The organism is Streptomyces sulphureus DSM 40104, assembly GCF_000381025.1.
In the GTDB taxonomy this organism is placed as follows: Bacteria; Actinomycetota; Actinomycetes; order Streptomycetales; family Streptomycetaceae; genus Streptomyces; species Streptomyces sulphureus.
The window spans coordinates 288,230-307,013 of the sequence record NZ_KB905816.1 but is presented as its reverse complement, the minus strand read 5'-3'; the positions used below and the strand labels follow the sequence as shown (position 1 = coordinate 307,013).

The following is an 18,784-nucleotide window of genomic DNA, read 5'->3' as shown; positions in this document are numbered from 1 at the left end:
GATGGCGCTCCTCGACCACGAGAACTCCGCCCCCGAGCCCGGGCGTGAGAACACCCCTGCCACCGCGGAGGAGAGTCGCACCAGCCGCCGCCTCTTCGGCTGGCTCGACGCTCCTGGCGACCAACTGCTCTTCTGGCTCAGCGCGTTGCGCTGGGTGCCGCGCACCGTCCGCAGGTACCTCAAGGAGGTGCAGCGGCTGCTCGCCGAAGTCGCGTTCGGAAGCGGCGGGTTGGGCGTCATCGGGGGGACGGTCGGCGTGATGGTCGCGATGACGCTCTTCACGGGGGCCGTTGTCGGCCTCCAGGGGTACGCGGCGCTCAACCAGATCGGTACCGAGGCGTTCACCGGGTTCATCTCCGCGTACTTCAACACCCGCGAAATCGCCCCGCTCGTCGCCGGGTTGGCGCTCTCCGCGACGCTCGGCGCCGGCTTCACGGCGCAGCTCGGCGCGATGCGCATCAACGAGGAGATCGACGCGCTGGAGTCGATGGGCATCCGCTCGATGCCGTACCTGGTGACGACGCGGATCATCGCAGGGGTCGTCGGCATCATCCCGCTCTACGGCATCGGCCTCCTCAGCAGCTACGTCTCCTCGCGGTTCATCACGGTCTTCTACAACGACCAGTCGGCGGGGACCTACGACCACTACTTCGGCCTCTTCCTCGCCCCTGAGGACGTGCTCCTCTCCTTCCTCAAGGTCTTCCTCTTCAGCGTGATGGTGATCGTCACTCACTGCTACTACGGCTTCCGCGCCTCCGGCGGTCCCGCAGGCGTGGGCGTGGCCGTCGGCCGCTCGGTGCGCAACGCAATCGTGCTGATCAGCGTCACGGACTTCTTCCTCAGCCTCGCCATCTGGGGCGCGACGACGACGGTGAAGGTGGCCGGATGACGACGCAAGCCATGCCCCCGGCCCCGCCGAGCCCCCCGAAGCGCCCGGCTGCCCCCGCGCGCCCGCGCACGCCGGAGCGCCTGCGAACAGTGCGGCGGCGGCTCGCCGGCGTCGTCTTCCTCGTCGTGCCCGCGCTGCTGATCTGGCTCGCCGTCGCCGTCTACGACAAGCAGTTCAGCGACGACGAGGAGGTCACCGTCCGCACCGGCAGCGTCGGGAACGAGATGCACGAAAGGGCCGAGGTGAAGGTGCGCGGCGTCGTCGTCGGCGAGGTGCGCGAGGTGGCGGTGGCCGGCGACGGCGGCGGCGCCGAGCTGCACCTGCGCATCGAGAAGGACCGGTTGGCGCACATCCCGTCGGATGTGACGGCGCAGATGCTCCCCACCACCGTCTTCGGCCAGCGATACGTGGCGCTCGTACCGCCCGCCGAGCCGTCGGCGCAGCCCTTGCGGCCCGGTGCCACGATCCCCCAGGACCGCAGCCGCAACGCCATCGAGCTCGAGCAGGTCCTCGACAACCTCCTCCCCACGCTCACGGCGGTGCAGCCGGCGGATCTCTCGGCCACCCTCTCCGCCGTCTCGGGTGCGCTGGAGGGCCGCGGCGAGAAGCTGGGGGAGACCCTCGTCACCCTGGACGGGTACCTCGCCAAGCTCAACCCCCAACTCCCCGCGCTCAACCGGAACATCAAGGAGCTGGTGAAGGTCAGCCACCTCTACAGCGAGGCGGCCCCCGACATCCTCCGAGCGCTCGAGGACTTCGCGACGACGAGCGGCACCCTCGCCGACAAGGAGCGCGACCTCTCCGGCCTCTACGGCACGACCACGCGCTCGGCACGCGAAACCACCTCCTTTCTCCGCGCGAACCAGGACAACCTCATCCGCCTCACCGCCGCGTCCAAGCCGACGCTGCGGACGCTCGCCGAGTACGCGCCGTCCTTCCCCTGCACGTTGCAGACCCTGGCGCGCTTCGTGCCGGCGATGGACAAGGCGCTCGGCAAGGGCACCGACCAACCGGGACTGCACGTGCACGTCACGACCACACCCTCGCGCGGCAAGTACCGCCCCGGCCACGACGCGCCGGCCTACGGCACGGGCGGCGGCCCCCGCTGCTATTCCGTGCCCTACCTCGGCAAGGGCACGATCCCGCGAGCCGCGCACTCCTCCGGCGCCGGCCCCGGCGCGACGATCGCCGACGGCGAAGGCGGCCTCGGCACACCCAACTCCGAGCAGGAGAACCGGCTCGTCAACGAGCTCCTCGCACCTGAACTCAAAGAAGAACCGCGGGGGTTGCCCGACTGGTCGAGCGTGCTCACCGGTCCCGCGCTGCGCGGCACGGAGGTGACGCTGAAGTGAACCGCGCCAGCCTCGCCGGGCCGCTGCTGAAGTCGCTCGTCTTCGTCCTGGTCACCGCGCTCGCCACGGCGGCCCTCGCGTTCAGCATCACCAACGGCGGTGTCGGCGAGAGCGACACCTACCGGGCCCGCTTCGCCGACACGACGGGGCTCGTCGAGGGCGACAGCGTGCGCATCGCCGGCGTGAAGGTCGGACAGGTCGAGTCGATCAGAGTGGCCCAACGACGGGTGGCGGAAGTGGAGTTCAGCGTCGAGCGGGGACGCCGACTGCCGTCCTCGGCCGGAGCCTCGATCAAGTACCTGAACATGGTGGGGCAGCGGTACGTCGCGCTGGAGCGCGGTACGGGCGCCGTCGGCGCCTCACTCCCGCGTGGCGCGACGATCCCGCTGGAGCGCACCACGCCCGCGCTCGACCTCACCCAACTCTTCAACGGCTTCAAACCGCTCTTCGAGGGGCTGTCGCCGAAGGACACCAACCAACTCGCCGGTGAGATCGTCCAGGTGCTCCAGGGCGAGGGTGCGACGGTCAGTAGCCTCGTCTCCCGCGTCGGGTCGCTCACCACCACGCTCGCTGAGAAGGACGAGGTGATCGGCAGCCTCATCGGGAACCTCAACCGCGTACTGAAGACGGTCAACAAGCGGGAGCAGGGCTTCAACCGACTCGTCGGCAGCCTGGAAGAGCTGGTCGCCGGCTTCTCCCAGGACCGCAAGCCGCTGGGACGGGCGGTGAGCGCGATGTCCGGCCTCACGACGACCACCGCGGACCTGCTACAGGACGGAAGAGCGCCCTTGAAGCGCAGCATCGACCAACTCGGACGCGCGGCCGACCAGTTGGACGACGGAGCGCCGCAGATCGAGCAGTTCCTCCGGCGGACCCCCGAGAAGATGACCGCGCTCACGCGCGTCTCGTCCTACGGCTCCTGGTTCAACACGTACCTGTGCGAGGCCCGCATACACGGCGTCTCCACCTACGACGGCAGCCGACCGCCGACCGGTATCGAGATCTCGGAGCCGAGGTGCCGGTCGTGACCCGCCGACTGCGCCTCAAGCGCCCCCACTTGACGCCGATCCGCGAGCGCAACCCTCTCGGCGTCGGCCTCGTCGGCCTGCTGCTCCTCGCCCTCGTCGCAGCCGTCGCCTACCGGGCCGAGGACCTCCCCGGCATCGGCGGCGGCACGACGTACCACGCCGACTTCTCCGAGGCCGCGGGGCTGCGCGACGGGAACGAGGTCCGCGTGGCCGGTGTGAAGGTCGGGAAGGTGACGGGCGTCGCGCTCGCCGGCGGCAAGGTGCGGGTCGACTTCCGGGTGAAGGACGTCTGGATCGGTGACGCCAGCACGGCAGCGATCAGTATCAAGACGCTCCTGGGAGAGAAGTACCTGGCCGTCGATCCGCTCGGCGACGGCGCCCAGGAGCCGGGCGCACCGATCCCGGCCTCGCGGACCACCTCGCCCTACGACGTCACCGAAGCGTTCACCGGGCTCGGCGAGACCCTCGGGGAGATCGACACGGACAAGCTGGCGGAGAGCTTCAAAGCCGTCTCCGACAGCTTCCGGGACACACCCGGCGACGTGCGTACCGCCGCGACCGGACTCTCCGCGCTCTCCAGGTCGATCTCCAAACGCGACGCAGAACTGGGCGAACTCCTGCGCGGAAGCAAGAAGTTGACGAAGACGTTGAAGGGGCAGCGCAAGCAGTTCGAGAGCCTGCTGAAAGACGGCAACCTGCTCCTCGCCGAGGTACGTGCACGGCGCAACGCCATCCACGCCCTCTTCACCGGCACCCGCGACCTCGGTACCGAGCTGCGTGGCCTCGTCCGCGACAACGAGCGGCAGCTCTCGCCGACGCTCCGCTCCCTGGACCGCGTCACGACGGTACTGCTGAAGAACCGCAAACACCTCGACCGCACCCTCGCCGTCGTCGGCCCCTACTACCGGCTGGTCGGGAACACGCTCGGCAACGGCCGCTGGTTCGACAGCTATCTGTGCGGCGTGGTGCCGAAGAAGTACCTACCGCCGAACACCCCGCCGAGCCGCGGCTGCATGCCGCCGAAACCGGGAGGCGCAAGCTGATGGCCACGCACAACCCCCCTGCGGACGGCCGCGATTCCGCACGAACCGGGGGATGGGTCCGCGCCGGCGCGCGTCGCACGGTGGGGGCGCTCCGCTTCCGGCTGCGCCGTGCCTCGCACAGCACCGTGCGCCGCGCCCCCAGGCCACGCGCGCCGTCCGGCGCCGCCACCCCGCGCCCGCCGGGTCGCTGGCGCCGGCGCCTTCCGGCGATCGGCGTCGCCGTGGTCGTCGTCGCCGCCGGTACGACCGCGGGTGTGCGTCTCGCCTCAAGCGGCGAGGGGATGCGCGTCTCCGCCTGGTTCGACCGGGCTGTCGGCGTCTACGAGGGGTCGGACCTGCGCATACTCGGCGTCGACGCCGGACGGGTCGAGTCAGTCGAACCCCGGGGGAGACGGGTCCAAGTCACCCTGCGGCTCGACACGGGTATCGACCTGCCCGCCGACGCACGCGCCGTCGTCATCGCCCCGAGCCTCGTCTCCGACCGCTACGTCCAGCTCACCCCCGCCTACGAGGGCGGCCCCAAGCTCCGCCCAGGCGCCCAGCTCCCTGCATCGGCCAACGCCACCCCGGTCGAAGTCGACGAGCTCTACGCGTCCGTCACCGAACTCGGCGACGCTTTGGGCCCCGAGGGCGCCAACGAGAACGGCGCTCTCTCCGACCTCCTCGACGTCGGCGCGCGCAACCTCGACGGCAACGGCGAGGCGATCGGCGCATCCGTCGAGCAGTTCGGCAAGGCCGCGAAAACCCTCAGGGGAAGCAGCGACGACTTCTTCGAAACGGTCGACCACCTCGGCTCCTTCACCGCGATGCTCAAAAAGAACGACACACGCGTACGCCGCGCCGAGCGCCAACTCGCGGACGTCAGCACCTTCCTCGCCGACGACAAGGAGAACCTCGGGCAGGCGCTGGAGCGGCTCTCGACGGCGCTCGGCGAGGTCAAGACGTTCATCCGCAACAACCGTGGCGAGCTCAAGAAGAACGTCGACAAGCTCGCAACGCTCACCCGGACACTCGTCGACCAACGCGCCTCCCTCGCCGAGGCGCTCGACACCGCGCCCAACGCGGCGTCCAACCTCGTCCGGGCGTACAACCCGAACACCCGCACCATCGACAACAGGGCCAATCTCAACGAGCTGAGCACGGGCGGGAGTTCGCCCGCCCCCTCCGGCTCCCGGGAGGCAGCGGCCGGGACGGCGGGGCTGGAACCCGTCACCTCCGAGCGGCGCAGCGCGCTGCCGGCCCTGCCCCTCCCCGAGGTCGGCGAGGTCTACGGCACAGGGCCGGGCGAGCAGGGCAAGGGGGCCGGCCGATGAGACGCACCCGTGCACGCGGAGCCGCGGGCGCCGCGGTGGTGCTGGCGGTCGCGGCAGGGTTCGCGTTCGTCGCCGTCGGGGTCGACATGCCGCGGATATCCGGGATCGAGGAGCTTCCGCTGCCGGGCGGTGCCGACCTCGGCGGCCAACCGGTCGAGATCACAGCCGAGTTCCGCGACGTGCTCAGCCTGGTGCCGCAGTCCGCGGTGAAGTTCAACGACGTCTCCGTGGGACGGGTCGCCAAAGTCCGGCTGGCGGAGGACGGTTGGACGGCCCGTGTCACCATGCGCGTCAACGGGGAGGTGCGACTGCCGGAGGCCCCGTACGCGCGGATCGAGCAGTCCTCACTCCTCGGCGAGAAGTACGTGCAGCTCGTCGCACCGCCGAAGCGGCGGCCCGAGCGGACCCCGGCCGCCTTCGCCGAGGGAGCCCAAGAGCCCGGCGGCGGCGTCGACATCCCGCTGAGTCGCACCAACCGCAACCCGGAGGTCGAGGAGGTACTCGGCGCGCTTTCGATGCTCCTCAACGGCGGCGGCGTCAGCCAGCTCAAGACGATCACCAAGGAGTTGAACAAGGCGCTCTCCGGCAACGAGCAGGAAGCCCGCTCGATGCTCCGCCGCGTCGAGAAGCTGGTGAAGAATCTCGACGGCCACCGCAAGGACATCACCGACGCGCTCGACGGCGTCAACCGCCTCTCCTCGACGCTGTCTTCGCGCCGCAAGCAGATCGGCACGACGCTCACGGGGCTCAGTCCCGGCATCGAGGTCCTCTCCAAGCAGCGCGGGCAGCTCATGCGGATGCTCGGCTCCCTCGACGACCTCTCGGACGTCGCGGTGGAGACCGTCGAGAAGACCAAGGACGACTTGGTCGCGGACCTGCGCGCGCTCGCCCCCGCGCTCCGCGACCTCGCCGACGCCGGCCGCGACCTGCCCGACTCCCTCCAGGTGCTCTTCACCTACCCCTTCACGGACGAGGTCCTGCGCGGCGTCAAGGGCGACTACCTCAACGTCTACCTCGACATGACCGCGGTCCCCGGCACCCAGATCGTGCCCCCGGTCGAGGAGACGCCGGTACCGCCCGTCCTCACCGACCCCGCTGCGGCCGCCTCCGGTGCCCTGCCACCCGTCGCGCTTCCGCCCGTCGCGGACGCAGGCGCGCGGAAGCCCGCCAACTCCGCTGTAGAGAGCGGGAGTTCACGGCAACCCGATGACCACACGTCCCAGCGGCGCCAGAAGGGGGAGGGCTGATGGTCACCAAGGCCACGCTCGTCAAGAACCTCGTCTTCGTCCTCCTCGCCGTCGTGGTCCTCGCCTTCATCGGCGTGCGCTACGCCGACGTCGGCCACCTCGTCGGCTTTCGGGACAGCTACACCGTGCGCGTTCAACTCGCCCGCACCGGCGGCCTCTTCGAGCACGCCAACGTCACCTACCGCGGTGTCTCCGTCGGGCGCGTGGGCGCCGTCGACCTGACGGCGCACGGCGTCGAGGCGGCGTTGGAGATCGAGGAGTCGGCACCGCGGATACCCTCCGACCTCAAGGCGCAGGTCGCAGGGCTCTCCGCCGTCGGCGAGCAGTACATCGACCTCCAACCCAGGAAAGCCGGCGGTCCCTACCTCGGGCAGGGCGCCGTGATCGAGCGCGCCGACACCGGCGTCCCCGCCCCTCCGACGAAGGTGCTCACCAGTCTCGATCGCCTCACCTCCTCGGTGCCGCTGGAGTCGCTCCGCACCGTCGTCGACGAGTTGGGCACGCTCTTCCACAACCGCGGCGACGACCTCGACGTCCTCCTCGACTCGGGGGCCGAGTTCATCGACGCGGCGGACGCCAACTTCCCCGCGACGCAACGCCTGTTGGTCGACGGCCAGACGGTGCTGCGCACCCAGAACGAGGAGGGCGAGGCACTACGGGCGTTCGCGCGCGGCGCCGAGGAGCTGGCCGGGCGGATGAAGAGCTCCGACACGGACCTCAGGCGTCTCATCGCCGAGACACCTGGCGCCGCCACCCAGCTCAGCGGCCTGCTGGAGGACGTCGACCCGAGCCTCGGCGTCCTGCTCGCCAACCTCACGACCACGTCGGAGCTCGCGGTCACACGGCAGCACGGCATCGAGGAGCTGCTGGTGCGGCTGCCGCAGGCGGCGGCCGTCGGCTCCACCGCGATCACGGGCAGAGGGGCCGAGTTCGGCATGGCGGTCACCTTCTTCGATCCGCTGCCGTGCACCGACGGCTACGGCGGTACCCGCTACCGCAACGGTCTCGACACCTCGTCGGGGCCGACCAACACGGAGGCACGGTGCGCCTCTTCGCCGAGCACGGGCAAGAACGTCCGCGGCTCCGCCAACGTCCCCACCGGCGGGCCGCTCCCCAGCCCGGCGAAACCCGGCTCGCTCCGCCTCGGCAAGGACGCGGGAGGCAAGGGTGCGCTGCCGGGCGCCCTCGGACTCCCCGGCACGGAAAGCCCCCAACCGCACGGCATGCGGGACCTGTTGGACATCGGAGGCGGGCGGTGAGCGGAGAGGAGCACGCGGTGGTGGACGTACCCGAGCACGTGCTCGGCAGGTGGGCGAGCTGGGGCGCGGCGGCTGCCGCTGCGCTCTTCCTCGCCTTCTCCGGGTGGCAGTTGTGGCAGGCCGAGACCGACGAGGACCTCGCGTACGCGGCGGCGCGTGACACCGTCCTCGACAGCGGCAAGCGGCACCTGGAGACGCTCAACTCGGTGCGCAGCGGCCGGATCGAGGACGGCCTGGCGCGCTGGCGTGCCGCGTCGACGGGCCCGCTCCGCGACGAACTGCGGCGCACCGGAAGGAGCGACGCCGCCACGCTCGCCAAGGCGGGCACGACGGCCCGGGCGAAGGTCACGGACGCCGCCGTCGTCCGACTCGACACCCGCGCCGGCACCGCCGAGCTCATCGCCACGGTGCACATCCGCGTCAGCGAGCGCGGCGGCGCCCCGACCACCGACCGCAAGCGCCTCACCGCGGGACTGGAGCGCACGGACGACGGATGGAAGCTGCGCGCGGTCGGCGCCGTGCCGGCCGAGGGCGGGAAGGACGACTCGTGACCACCTCGACCCGGGACGCGGACACCCCTGCCGCACACACGGCGAAGACCGAAGCGAACCCGGCCGCGGACGCCGGCCGCAACCAATGCCTCCAACTACGGGGCCGGTTGGCGGCAAGTCGGGTAGTGCTCGCGGCGGCGCTCGCGGTCGCCGTCCTGGCCGGCGGCCTCATGCTCTTCGGCGCGTACCGCCTCACCTCGGACGAGTCCGCGCAGAACCACGCCCTCACCGACCGGGAGGCCACCGAGGAGGTCTCGGGCGAGGTGGGCGACGCTCTCGCCAAGGTCTTCTCGTACACCCCCGACGGCGTCCGCGCCACGGAACTCGACGCCAGACGCCTGCTGCGCGGCGAGGCGGCGACGCAGTACCGGCGCCTCTACGGGCAACTGCGGAAACGCGTCACCGAGCAGAAGCTGACGCTGACGACGCGAGTGGTGCACACCGGCGTCGTCAGCCTCGACGACCACCGCGCACGGCTGCTCGTCTTCCTCGACCAGACGAGCACCCGCGACGGGGACCAACCCTCCACCGCCGCGGCCCAGTTGGCTGTGACGGCCGAGCGGCGGGGCGGTGAGTGGCGGATCGTGCGCCTCGCGGCGAGATGAGCACGCGGAGCGCCCCAGGGGCGAACGGCAGAGGAGGAGCGGATCGATGAGAGAAAGGGTGCGCGCGCTGGTGCGCCCGTCGAAGGACCCGGTGCTCGCCGCCGCGGTGGCGCTGCTGGTGGCGGCGCTCTGCTTCGCCGCGTGGGGCGGCTGGAGCTGGCACGCAGCGGCCGACGACGGAGCACGCGCGTACGGCGAGAGCCGCGACCGTGCCCTGTCGGCCGCCGAGCAAGGGGTGCAGAACCTCAACACCCTCGACCACCGCAACGTCGCACACGGGTTGTCCACCTGGCAGCAGTCGACGACCGGGGAGCTGCGCAAACAACTGGCGGACGGGCGGGGTGAGTTCGAGAGACAGGTGAAGGCGGCGAAGACCGTCACCAGTGCCGAGGTCCTCTCCGCGGCCCTCTACGAACTCGACGAGCGTGCGGGCCGAGCCGGGGCTGTCGTCGCCGTGCGCACCACTGTCAACGCGCCGAAGCAGAAGCCGACCACCAAGGACACCCGGATGCGGTGCGAGCTGAGCCGCACCTCGGGCGGCTGGAAGCTCAGCGCCCTCGCGCAGGTCCCCGTGGGCGACTCGGCAGGCGAAAGCGGGCCCGGCGCTTCCCGTCAGGACCAGGGCGAGGACTGAGGAGACCCGATGTCGACCACACGCCACCTCCTCAACCGGCAGCGCCGCCTCGCCGCCCGCACGGCGGAACCGGACACCGCCGAGAACCCGCCCGAGGAGAGCCCGCCGGGACCCCGCCCCTCCGCCCGCCGAACTCCCCACGCACCGAAGCAGGTTGACCGCGAGGACGCCGAACAGCGCGCGCAGCCGGACCCCGCACGCGCCCGACGGCACCGCAACCGGGTACTCGCCGCGCTGGTGCTCCTCACCGTCCTCCTCGGCGCGTTCGCCGGCTGGGCCGGCGCACGCGCGGGCGAGCTGCGCGGCACCGAGGCGGTCCGCAACAGCGCGCTCACCGACACCGCCCGCACCAGCGAGGTGAAGGGCAAGGTGACGGAGGCCGTCAACGCCCTCTTCTCGTACGACCACACGGCACCGCAGAAGAACCGCGACGCGGCCGGCCACCTGCTGACGGGCCCCGCCGTGGCCCAGCACGCACGGCTCCTCGACGGGCTCAGGAAGCAGGGCGAGAAGCAGAAACTCGTCCTCACCACGACCGTCACCGACGCGGCCGTCGAGCGGATCAGCTCGGCGGACGGCAGGGACCGCGCCCGCGTCCTCGTCTTCGCCGACCAGCGCAGCACCCGCACAGGTGCAGCGGGCAAGGCCAACTCGACGGCTGCGGAAGACGGTTCGGCGTACGCGGGCGCCATGCTCGCGGTCGAAGCCATCCGTACCGGCGCGTCCTGGCGGATCAACCGCATCGACACCTTCGACTAGCGCGCAAGTCGGCCAAAGCCGCGGGAGCACCGCCGACGACACCCCGAGGGCGGAGCGCGCTCCGCCGGACGACGAACCAGGAGGCAACGCAATGAGTCTGCTCGGCCGGCGCCGCTACGGCGCACGCATCCGCCGGGGCACGGCGGGCACCGCGCTCGCGGTCGTCGCGGTCGCCGCTCTCACCGCGTCGCAGGCGCCGGGCTCCGCCTCCACGGGCCAGGGCACACCCCGCGACGAGGGACCGGACGAGTCCTGGACGATCCCGGACAACGCTCCGTCCGACGACGTCTACCACACCGAACTCCCGCCGCTCCGCTCCCCGTTGTCGCCTGGACCGCCGAGCCGCGGCGCCGTCGAACGCGTCAGGGAGCAGTCCGGCATCCCGGCGACCGTGCTCGCGGCGTACCGCAAGGCGGAGCGCTCCGTCGGGCGCACAGCGCCGCGGTGCCGGCTGCCGTGGGAACTCCTCGCCGCCATCGGCCGGGTGGAGTCGGGGCAGGCGCGCGGCGGCGACGTCACCGCCGAAGGCACCACTCGCAGACCGATCCTCGGTCCCGTCCTCGACGGCGACGGCTTCGCGCGGATAACGGACACCGACAGCGGCCGCTACGACGGCGACCGCACCTTCGACCGCGCCGTCGGGCCGATGCAGTTCATACCGTCCACATGGGCGGCATGGGGAGCCGACGGCAACGGCGACGGGCGCAAGGACCCGCACAACATCTTCGACGCCGCTCTCGCCGCCGGCCACTACCTGTGCGCGGGGGAGCGCGACCTCGCCGTCAAGGCCGACCTCGAGCGGGCGGTCCTCAGCTACAACCACTCGCGCGACTACCTGCGCACCGTGCTCTCCTGGTTCGAGTTCTACCGCGGCGGTGCGCATGCCGTGCCCGACGGCAAGGGAGCGCTGCCCAGCACGTCGGGCGCGGGCGGCAAGGAACCCCGGTCCGCGCACGAGGAGAGGAAGGACGCCCGCAAGGGCGGCAAGGACGAGGGCGGCGGCATCGAGATCGGCCCGAGGCCGGGCGGCGGTTCCACGCCTGGGGGCTCCGAGCCCTCGCCTGGCCCCTCGCCCTCGAAGCCGGACCCGTCCGAGCCGGGCGAGCCGTCGCCGACCGAGCCCCCGGAGTGCGAGACGGAGTCGCCCTCCCCGAGCGAACCGCCGCCCTCGGACGGGCCATCGACGCTCCCTGCCGGAACCGACGAGCCGTGCGAGAGCGGCGAGCCGTCTCCGCCGGAGGAGACGCCGGAGCCCTGACGCGTACCGTCGCAGCACCCGACTGCGCGGTATCCACGGGGGATTCGCCGAGGCGGATCAGTGCGGGTGGGGCCCCGCCCGGTGCACGGGCCCGTGCGGCTCCGGGCAGTGGAGGCCGAGGGCGTCGGCCGCCGTCGCGGGTCCTGCGGGTACGGCGGTGCGCTCGACGCAGCCGCCGGGCCGCATCGAGCGCGCCGCCGTGCTGCCGTGCGCCGGCGCGTGGTCGACCTGGAGCGTGGTGTGCGTGAGCGCGTACTCCTCGGCGAGGAGCCGGTCGAGGTGGCGCCTGACCCGATGGCAGTCGCCCCGCGGCTCGACGAGCACGTGCGCGGAGAGCGCGGGTTGCCCCGAGGTGATCGTCCAGACGTGCAGGTCGTGCACCTCGGTGACGCCGGGCGTGGAGGCGAGCCGGTCGCCGATCGCGTCCGGGTCGAGCCCCTTCGGCGCCGCTTCGAGGAAGATGCGGGCGGAGTCGCGGAGCAGCCCGTAGCCGGCCTTGACCATGAGTCCGACGACGACGAGCGTGGCGATGGCGTCGGCCCTGACGAAGCCGGTGGTGAGGATGACAAGCCCGGCGACCGCGGTGCCGACGAAGGCGTACAGGTCGTTGAGGATGTGCTGGTAGGCGCCCTCGACGTTGAGCGAGGCGCGGTTGGCCCTGGCGAGGCACCAGGTCGCGGCGAGGTTGACGACGACGCCCGCGAGCGCCGTCACCAGCACCAACCAGCCGGTCACCTCGGGCGGTTGGAAGAGCCTGCGCACCGCTTCGTAGCCGAGCCACACCGCAGCGAGGAGCAGCGTGAGCCCGTTGGCCTGCGCAGAGAGGATCTCGGCCCGCTTCAGCCCGTACGTGTAGCCGCCCCGGGCCGGCCGCGCGGCGAGGCGCATCGCCACGAGTGCCAGGACGATCGAGAAGGCGTCGGTGAGCATGTGCGCGGCGTCCGAGAGGAGCGCCAGCGAGCCGGCGGTGAAGGCGATCACCGATTCGACGCAGATGAAGCCGCAGATGAGGACGAGCGCGGCGGTGAGCCATCCGGCATCGGCCGAGGGGGAGAGGGCGTGTGAGTGGCCCGCGTGCGCCGAGTCCGACGAGTGCTCTGCCGAGGGTCCGGCGTGCGCCCGCGCGTCCCGGTGCGCTCCGTCGCCGACCGGTCGGCCGGTGCCGGTGCCGTGCTCCTCGTCGTCTCCTGCGTGCACTGCGTCCCTCCGTCCGCTGTCGCACACCCGCGGTGCGCGTCGTCTGCCAGCAGGCTGCCCTCAAAGGCAGTGAAGCGCACTCGGTCCACGCGGTGCAAAGGTTGCATCGGTGACGGTTGTCAACACCGATACGGCGCTGCCACGTCGGGGTGCCGTCGGCGAACGGCTCTGCGAGCCTGAGGGCGCAGGCGGCCACGTGCCGCGGCGGACAGCAGAGGCCGAGTCAGGGAGCAGGGATCAGCCATGGGGAAGCTCGCCGTTTTCGGCGCCAACGGGACCATCGGCAGCAGGGTCGTCCGGGAGGCGCTCGACCGCGGCCATCGGGTGACCGCCGTCGTGCGGGACCCCTCGCGGTTCCACGAGGCGCATCGGCGGCTGACCGTCGTCACGGGGGACGTGCTCTCCGAGGAGTCGGTGGTGCGCGCCGCAGAGGGCGAGGACGCCGTGGTGAGCGCGGTCGGTGGCGGGGACGGGCCGGGCCACCGCGCGTTGATCAGGCCGTCCGTCGTCTCGCTCGTCGAAGGGTTGCGCAGGCTCGGGACGCGTGCGCCGAGGCTGATCGTGGTCGGCGGCGCCGGCTCGCTGCGCACCCCGGACGGGACGCGCGTGTGGGACGCGCCGGGACTCCCCGACGCCGTCCGGCAGATCATGCACGCGCACGGGGACGCGCTGGAGTACCTCCGCACCGTCGACGACGTCCGCTGGACGAACTTCAGCCCCGCGGCGGAGATCGCACCGGGCGACCGCACCGGCCGCTACCGCACCGGCCTCGACGACCTGGTCAGCGACACGGGCGGCACCAGCCGGATCTCCGCCGAGGACTACGCCGTCGCCCTCGTCGACGAGTTCGAGGAGCCGCGCCACCCTCAGGAGCGCTTCACGGCCGCGTACTGAGGGGCATCACGCCGGCGGCTGCGGCACGGCGCGACGCAGCCCGGGCGCCAGGAGCAGCGTCGTCCCGGCCGAGACACCGGCGAGGACCGCCATGGCGGCAGCCGGCGACGTCCCCTCCGCGAGGAGACCGGCGAGCGCGGCGAAGACCCCCTGCGCCGTGAGCATCCCCGAGGAGTGCAGCCCCAGCGCATGCCCGCTCAACTCCCGCGGCGCCAGCCCCACCAGGCGCTCCTGGAGCAGCAGCCCCGCACCGTACCCCGCGGTCGCGACCAGGACGGCGGCAGCCGCCCAGACGAGCGGCGGACGCGCGGCGAACACCAGGTAGGGCAGGGCAAGCAGGAGGCACAGCGGTACGACGAGTCGCTGCTTGCAGCGCGTCGGCACCAACCGCGCCACCGCGAGGTCGCCGCAGAGCATCCCCAACGCCCCGCAGGCGAAGAGGAATCCGGCGTAGCGAGGCGCATACGGCACGTAGAGGGACTCGCAGCCGACAACGAGGCCGGGTGGCACCCAGAGGGCCAGGTAGACGTGCCGGCGCGAACTCGCGGACCACAGCAGCCGGTTGGCGCGCCAGATCGCGAGGGGTGAGGGCCGCCCGGTGGCGCGGGCGATCCTCCGTGCCAGTCCCAGGCGAGCGGTGACCGCGGAGAGTGCGTACAGGCCGGCTCCGGTGAGCAGTACGCCCTGCGGAGAGAGCACCGCCAGCAGTACGCCGCCCGCGGCGAATCCGCAGATCTGCGTCGCCCCGTCGCTCAGCGCGAGGAGCGAGCGGCCGAGAAGGTAACTGCCCTGCGGCAGCAGTTCGTTGAGGAGCCCGTAGCGGACGCCTCCGCCGAGGGAACCGCATGCGCCGAGGACGGCGAGCAGCCCGAAGGAGCCCCACAGAGGCAGACCGGGCATCGCCTGCGAGGCCGTTCCCACGGCGAAGACGAGGGCCAGCCCGCACAGCGCGGCGCGCGGTGGCAGCCGGTCCGCCGCCGACAGCAGCGTGGCCGCGCCGAAAAGTTGGGCGAGCGAGGGCCCGAACATCGCCAGCGCCGAGAGCATCGGCGATCCGGTGGTGGCGAAGACGCGCGTACCGAGCGCCAACCCGCTCACCACGAGTGCCGTGTTCTGGGCGAGGGTCGCCGCGAAAAGCGGCGTGAACTCCGGTGTGCGCAGGAGCTGTCGGTAGGTGTCCATGCCGAGCAGCCTCCGCGGACGGAGCCGTGCCGCCGTATTCTTTCGCGGGCACGCGAAAGGGGGCACGATGGGTTGGTGGCAGCTCGGTGCCGACACCCTGGCAGGTGGACGCTTCGTCCTCTCGCCGCTCGCCGAGGCAACGGCGAGCCTCAAACTGCTCCACAACGGCACCGGGTCCCACCGCGGCGAACGGGAGTGGCTCGCCGCCCATCTCCCGGCATACCGACGCAAGTTGACAGCCGACCCGACGAGCGCGGCCCTGGTGCGCACCGGCTTCGCGCCCCGCTGGAACGCGGAGTTCCTCACCCCGGTGCCCGCGCCTGGGGCCTCCTTCGCCCAAGAGGTGGCCGCCGTTGCGGACACCCCGCCCGACGAGGCACGCCGCGACCTCGCCCACGCACTGGGCCGGCCCCTCCCGACACACCTGCACCGTGACGATCTCCCGGTGCGCGCCGCCGAGTTGCTCACCTGGGTCTGGCGCACCGCCGTCCTGCCGTACTGGCCACGCAGACGCCGCGTGCTCGAGGCCGACGTCCTTTCACGCACCGAACGTCTCTCGCAGGGTGGTTGGGCCGCGGCCCTCGACGACCTCAAGCCCGGTATGCGTTGGCTGGGCGGAGGCCGGCTCCACATCAACACGCGCCCGTATCCGCCCCGCCAACTCGACGCGGTGGGGCTGGCGTTCGTACCCGTCACCGTGGCGACCGGCTGGTTCTGCTGGCGCGACAGCAGTTACGCGGTCGTCTACCCCTGCGCCGGAGCCCTCGCGGACGACGATGCGCCCGGACCGCCGGACGCCCTGGGGCGTCTGCTCGGCCGGGGGCGCGCCGTCGTGCTCGACCTGCTCGCCACCCCCAAGTCCACGACCCGCCTCGTCGCACTCACCGGCCACGGACTCGGCTCCGTCGGACGACACCTGCGCGTCCTCCTCGACGCCGGTCTCGTCTCCCGGGCGCGTGCGGGCCGCTCGGTGCTGTACGTGCGCACGGAGGCCGGGGAGGCCCTGGTGTCGGCTTCGTCCGGGACGTGAGGCAGGGGGTGCGTCCTGCATCTCGCCCGATGCCGGGGCCGGGTCCTCAACTGGTCCCGTCTGCTGTTCGGTTCGCCCTACGGAAGCTCCTTGTCGAGCGCTGCCCGCCCCTCTTCGGCGAGCCGCTTGCGTGCCCACTCCAGGTTCTCGGGCGTCATGTCGCGCCCAGAGGCGAGGACGACGTCCTCGGGGGTCGGGTCGCTGCTGGGGGCCGCGTGGAGGACCTCGTCCGAGCTCGGGAGCTCGGGCTCCCCTTCGGTGTCGCTCATGAGTTCTCCTGACCCTCCTGTGCGGAACTGCCGTACCTGCGCTGGAACTTGGCGACCTGCCCCTGGGTGTCGACCACCCTCGCCCTGCCGGTGTAGAAGGGGTGGCTCTCCGAGGAGATCTCCACGTCGACGACAGGGTAGGTGCCGCCGTCGTCCCACTCGATGGTCTGGTCGCTGGTGGCCGTCGACCGGGTCAGGAAGGCGTAGCCCGCCGCCTGGTCGCGGAAGACCACGGGGTGGTAGTCGGGATGGCTGTCTGGCTTCACGACTCGCTCCCTGTCCGCCGCAGGCGCTCGGCGCTGCCCTCGTGTGAGGCCGCCCGCGGCTCTCGGCAGCAATTCCGCCCGGCGCACGCATCGGCGTACGCGCCGGGCGACTTCAGGCTACGTCGGCGCCCGCGCCCCGGCATCCGCGGACGCCCGCGCCCGCGCCCACTCCGACGTGCGCACGCCCCGGAGCGGCGTGATCCTGAGAGGGCGGCCCGTCCCCTTCGAGAACGAGGCATGGATGCGTACCACCGACCTCTCCGACGCCGTGCTCGCCGCGCTCCGGGAGCCCCGCCCCTACCCGGCGGTCACCCTCGTGGTGCCGACGCACCGCACCCGGCCCGACAACCAGCAGGACCCGGTGCGCGTGCGGAACCTCGTCGCGGGCGTCGCCAAGCGGCTCCACGACGACGCGCACGTCGCCGAGGACGTCCGCGCGGACGTCATGGCCCAACTCGAACTGGCCGAGGAGGAGGTCGACCACGTCCACGCGCTCGACACCCTCGTGCTCTTCGCCGCGCAGGGCGAGCACCAGGTCTGGTACCTGCCGCGGTCGGCGGGCGAGCGCGTCGTCGTCGGGGAGACCTTCCTCACCCGCAACCTCGTCGCGGCCACCGTCCAGGCGAGCCGCTACTGGGTCTTGTGCTTCGACGAGCGTCGCGCCCACCTCTGGAGCGGCAGCGACTTGCAGGTCACCGAGGTGCGGCGGGACGGCTTCCCGGTCGAGGCGCCGATCGAGGAGGGCGTCGAGCTGACGGCGCGCGAGACCGTGGCGCCCTCCGGCTACCGGCAGGAGGCGGTCCTCCAGTACCTCCGCGCCGTCGACGCAGCGCTCGGTCGGTTGCTGGAGGCAGAGCCGCGGCGGCTCTGCCTCGTGGCGTTGCGCCAGGGCCTCAGCGCGCTGGAGGACGTCGGCGCGCACCACGCCCGTTCCGCCGACGCCGTCCTCGCGAAGGGCGGGCTCGCGGACGCGCCCGGCCATGTCCTCGCCGCTGCGCTGGAGCCGGCGCTCGCCGAACTCGACGAGCGCCGCACGGCGTACGCCCTGGAGCGGCTCGGCAGCGCACGCGGCAACCGCACCTTCGCCGCGGGCCTCGACGAGGTCTGGACGAGCGCCCACGAGGCGCGGTTGAGCCTCCTCGTCGTCGAGGAGAGCTACCGCGAGACCGTCCGCATCGAGGAGGGCCACCTCCGGCCGGTCTCCGACGAGGAGGCCCGCGCCGCCGGCCTGGAAGAGGGCCTCGTCGACGACATCGTCGACGAGACGGTGGAGACGGCGCTCTCCACCGACGCCGAAGTCTTCTTCGTACCCGAGGGCACCCTCGCCGAGCACGGGCGCATCGCAGGCGTCGTCCGGTACTCCTGGACAGCGGCCTGACCAGCGCGGCACCGTGGGGCGCGCGACCCCCCGTACCGAAAGGGGCAGCGAGATGACCGACCCGAACGAGGAAGCACAGCCGGAGTTCGCCGTCGATGCGGACCTGGAGAAGTCGGAGGCCCTCGACTCGGACGAGTTCGACGCCGACGAACTGGAGCCGGACCCGCTCGACGCGGGCATCCTGCCGTCGGACCGCTGGTCGAGAGGCGAGCGCTACGGCAACACCGTCGAGGAGCAGCGCGAAGGCGAGACCCACGACGAGCTCCTCGCCGAGGAGCAGCCGGAGCCGGGCTCCGAGGCCGCACCGACGGGCGAGGTCGACGACCCCGAACCGGTCGACGACAGATGGGAAGGCGGTCCGGGACCGAGGTCCGGCCGCCTCCTCGCAGGCGACGAGGGAACGCACCCCGTCGACGACCCCGAGCAACTCGCCTGGGACGAGGGCGTCGACGCCGGTGCCGCCGGCGCGGAGGAGGCCGCCGTCCACGTCCTCAAGGACGAGGACGAGAAGCCGCCGCGGACCACCGACATCCGGGACTGGGAGGAAGCCGAGGGGCTCTCCGACGACGCCGACCTCGACCGTTGACCGCGCCCCGCCCGCGGCCGGCACCGTCCGACGCCCGCCGTCGG

The 18,784-nt window shown here is 72.2% G+C and carries 20 protein-coding genes; 16 read left to right on the top strand and 4 right to left on the bottom strand.

Going from position 1 to position 18,784, the window contains the following annotated elements:
• The first annotated feature begins 1 nt into the window (after window position 1).
• The 12 genes from F603_RS0113250 to F603_RS0113195 all read left to right on the top strand — a co-directional run bounded on the left by F603_RS0113250 (window position 2) and on the right by F603_RS0113195 (window position 11,938).
• Window positions 2-889 (top strand): MlaE family ABC transporter permease, encoded by an 888-nt coding sequence (locus F603_RS0113250; protein WP_019546487.1) that lies wholly within the window; start codon window positions 2-4, stop codon window positions 887-889.
• The gene (locus tag F603_RS0113245) at window positions 886-2,241 is read left to right on the top strand and encodes an MCE family protein (RefSeq protein ID WP_245600764.1); all 1,356 of its coding nucleotides are present in this window, start codon (window positions 886-888) and stop codon (window positions 2,239-2,241) included. The genes F603_RS0113250 and F603_RS0113245 overlap by 4 nt, the downstream gene beginning before the upstream one ends.
• Window positions 2,238-3,269 (top strand): MCE family protein, encoded by a 1,032-nt coding sequence (locus tag F603_RS0113240; protein WP_019546485.1) that lies wholly within the window; start codon window positions 2,238-2,240, stop codon window positions 3,267-3,269. The genes F603_RS0113245 and F603_RS0113240 overlap by 4 nt, the downstream gene beginning before the upstream one ends.
• Window positions 3,257-4,312, top strand: coding sequence for an MCE family protein (locus F603_RS0113235; RefSeq protein WP_019546484.1), 1,056 nt, complete (start codon window positions 3,257-3,259; stop codon window positions 4,310-4,312). The genes F603_RS0113240 and F603_RS0113235 overlap by 13 nt, the downstream gene beginning before the upstream one ends.
• The gene (locus tag F603_RS0113230) at window positions 4,312-5,625 is read left to right on the top strand and encodes an MCE family protein (RefSeq protein WP_019546483.1); all 1,314 of its coding nucleotides are present in this window, start codon (window positions 4,312-4,314) and stop codon (window positions 5,623-5,625) included. Before F603_RS0113235 ends, F603_RS0113230 begins: the two co-directional genes overlap by 1 nt.
• The gene (locus tag F603_RS0113225; protein WP_026328382.1) at window positions 5,622-6,872 is read left to right on the top strand and encodes an MCE family protein; all 1,251 of its coding nucleotides are present in this window, start codon (window positions 5,622-5,624) and stop codon (window positions 6,870-6,872) included. Before F603_RS0113230 ends, F603_RS0113225 begins: the two co-directional genes overlap by 4 nt.
• Window positions 6,872-8,131 carry an MCE family protein gene (locus F603_RS0113220; protein ID WP_019546481.1) on the top strand — a complete coding sequence of 420 codons (1,260 nt, stop codon included), beginning with the start codon at window positions 6,872-6,874 and terminating at the stop codon, window positions 8,129-8,131. The genes F603_RS0113225 and F603_RS0113220 overlap by 1 nt, the downstream gene beginning before the upstream one ends.
• Window positions 8,132-8,148: 17 nt before the next feature.
• A complete protein-coding gene (locus F603_RS0113215) occupies window positions 8,149-8,682 on the top strand; it encodes a hypothetical protein (RefSeq protein ID WP_019546480.1) in 534 nt (177 codons plus the stop codon).
• Window positions 8,679-9,287: a nuclear transport factor 2 family protein gene (locus tag F603_RS0113210; protein WP_019546479.1), complete on the top strand. Its 609-nt coding sequence runs from the start codon at window positions 8,679-8,681 to the stop codon at window positions 9,285-9,287. Before F603_RS0113215 ends, F603_RS0113210 begins: the two co-directional genes overlap by 4 nt.
• A gap of 46 nt (window positions 9,288-9,333) precedes the next feature.
• Window positions 9,334-9,921: a hypothetical protein gene (locus tag F603_RS0113205; RefSeq protein WP_051096205.1), complete on the top strand. Its 588-nt coding sequence runs from the start codon at window positions 9,334-9,336 to the stop codon at window positions 9,919-9,921.
• A 9-nt stretch (window positions 9,922-9,930) separates the two neighbouring features.
• Entirely contained in the window at window positions 9,931-10,680 is a 750-nt protein-coding gene (locus F603_RS0113200) for a hypothetical protein (RefSeq protein ID WP_019546477.1), read from the top strand.
• A 91-nt stretch (window positions 10,681-10,771) separates the two neighbouring features.
• Entirely contained in the window at window positions 10,772-11,938 is a 1,167-nt protein-coding gene (locus tag F603_RS0113195) for a lytic transglycosylase domain-containing protein (RefSeq protein ID WP_019546476.1), read from the top strand.
• Window positions 11,939-11,995: 57 nt separating this feature from the next.
• Here F603_RS0113195 and F603_RS0113190 read toward each other — a convergent pair whose 3' ends face one another.
• Window positions 11,996-13,135 carry a cation diffusion facilitator family transporter gene (locus F603_RS0113190; protein ID WP_019546475.1) on the bottom strand — a complete coding sequence of 380 codons (1,140 nt, stop codon included), beginning with the start codon at window positions 13,133-13,135 and terminating at the stop codon, window positions 11,996-11,998.
• Window positions 13,136-13,378: 243 nt separating this feature from the next.
• Here F603_RS0113190 and F603_RS0113185 point away from each other — a divergent pair, with 243 nt between their 5' ends.
• Complete coding sequence (locus F603_RS0113185; protein ID WP_019546474.1) at window positions 13,379-14,029, top strand: NAD(P)-dependent oxidoreductase; 651 nt, start codon at window positions 13,379-13,381, stop codon at window positions 14,027-14,029.
• Between the two features lie 6 nt (window positions 14,030-14,035).
• Here F603_RS0113185 and F603_RS0113180 read toward each other — a convergent pair whose 3' ends face one another.
• Window positions 14,036-15,211, bottom strand: coding sequence for an MFS transporter (locus F603_RS0113180; protein WP_019546473.1), 1,176 nt, complete (start codon window positions 15,209-15,211; stop codon window positions 14,036-14,038).
• Window positions 15,212-15,278: 67 nt separating this feature from the next.
• Between F603_RS0113180 and F603_RS0113175 the strand changes: the two genes are divergently transcribed.
• Window positions 15,279-16,241 (top strand): ArsR/SmtB family transcription factor, encoded by a 963-nt coding sequence (locus tag F603_RS0113175; protein WP_019546472.1) that lies wholly within the window; start codon window positions 15,279-15,281, stop codon window positions 16,239-16,241.
• A gap of 77 nt (window positions 16,242-16,318) precedes the next feature.
• Here F603_RS0113175 and F603_RS0113170 read toward each other — a convergent pair whose 3' ends face one another.
• The gene (locus F603_RS0113170) at window positions 16,319-16,510 is read right to left on the bottom strand and encodes a hypothetical protein (protein ID WP_016909441.1); all 192 of its coding nucleotides are present in this window, start codon (window positions 16,508-16,510) and stop codon (window positions 16,319-16,321) included.
• Window positions 16,507-16,776 carry a type B 50S ribosomal protein L31 gene (locus tag F603_RS0113165; protein WP_019546471.1) on the bottom strand — a complete coding sequence of 90 codons (270 nt, stop codon included), beginning with the start codon at window positions 16,774-16,776 and terminating at the stop codon, window positions 16,507-16,509. The genes F603_RS0113170 and F603_RS0113165 overlap by 4 nt, the downstream gene beginning before the upstream one ends.
• Window positions 16,777-17,017: 241 nt before the next feature.
• On the opposite strand from F603_RS0113165, the gene F603_RS0113160 reads away from it, so the two are divergent.
• Both F603_RS0113160 and F603_RS0113155 read left to right on the top strand, forming a co-directional pair.
• Window positions 17,018-18,154: a baeRF3 domain-containing protein gene (locus tag F603_RS0113160; RefSeq protein ID WP_026328380.1), complete on the top strand. Its 1,137-nt coding sequence runs from the start codon at window positions 17,018-17,020 to the stop codon at window positions 18,152-18,154.
• A gap of 52 nt (window positions 18,155-18,206) precedes the next feature.
• Complete coding sequence (locus F603_RS0113155; RefSeq protein WP_019546469.1) at window positions 18,207-18,740, top strand: DUF5709 domain-containing protein; 534 nt, start codon at window positions 18,207-18,209, stop codon at window positions 18,738-18,740.
• The last annotated feature ends 44 nt before the right edge of the window (window positions 18,741-18,784 follow it).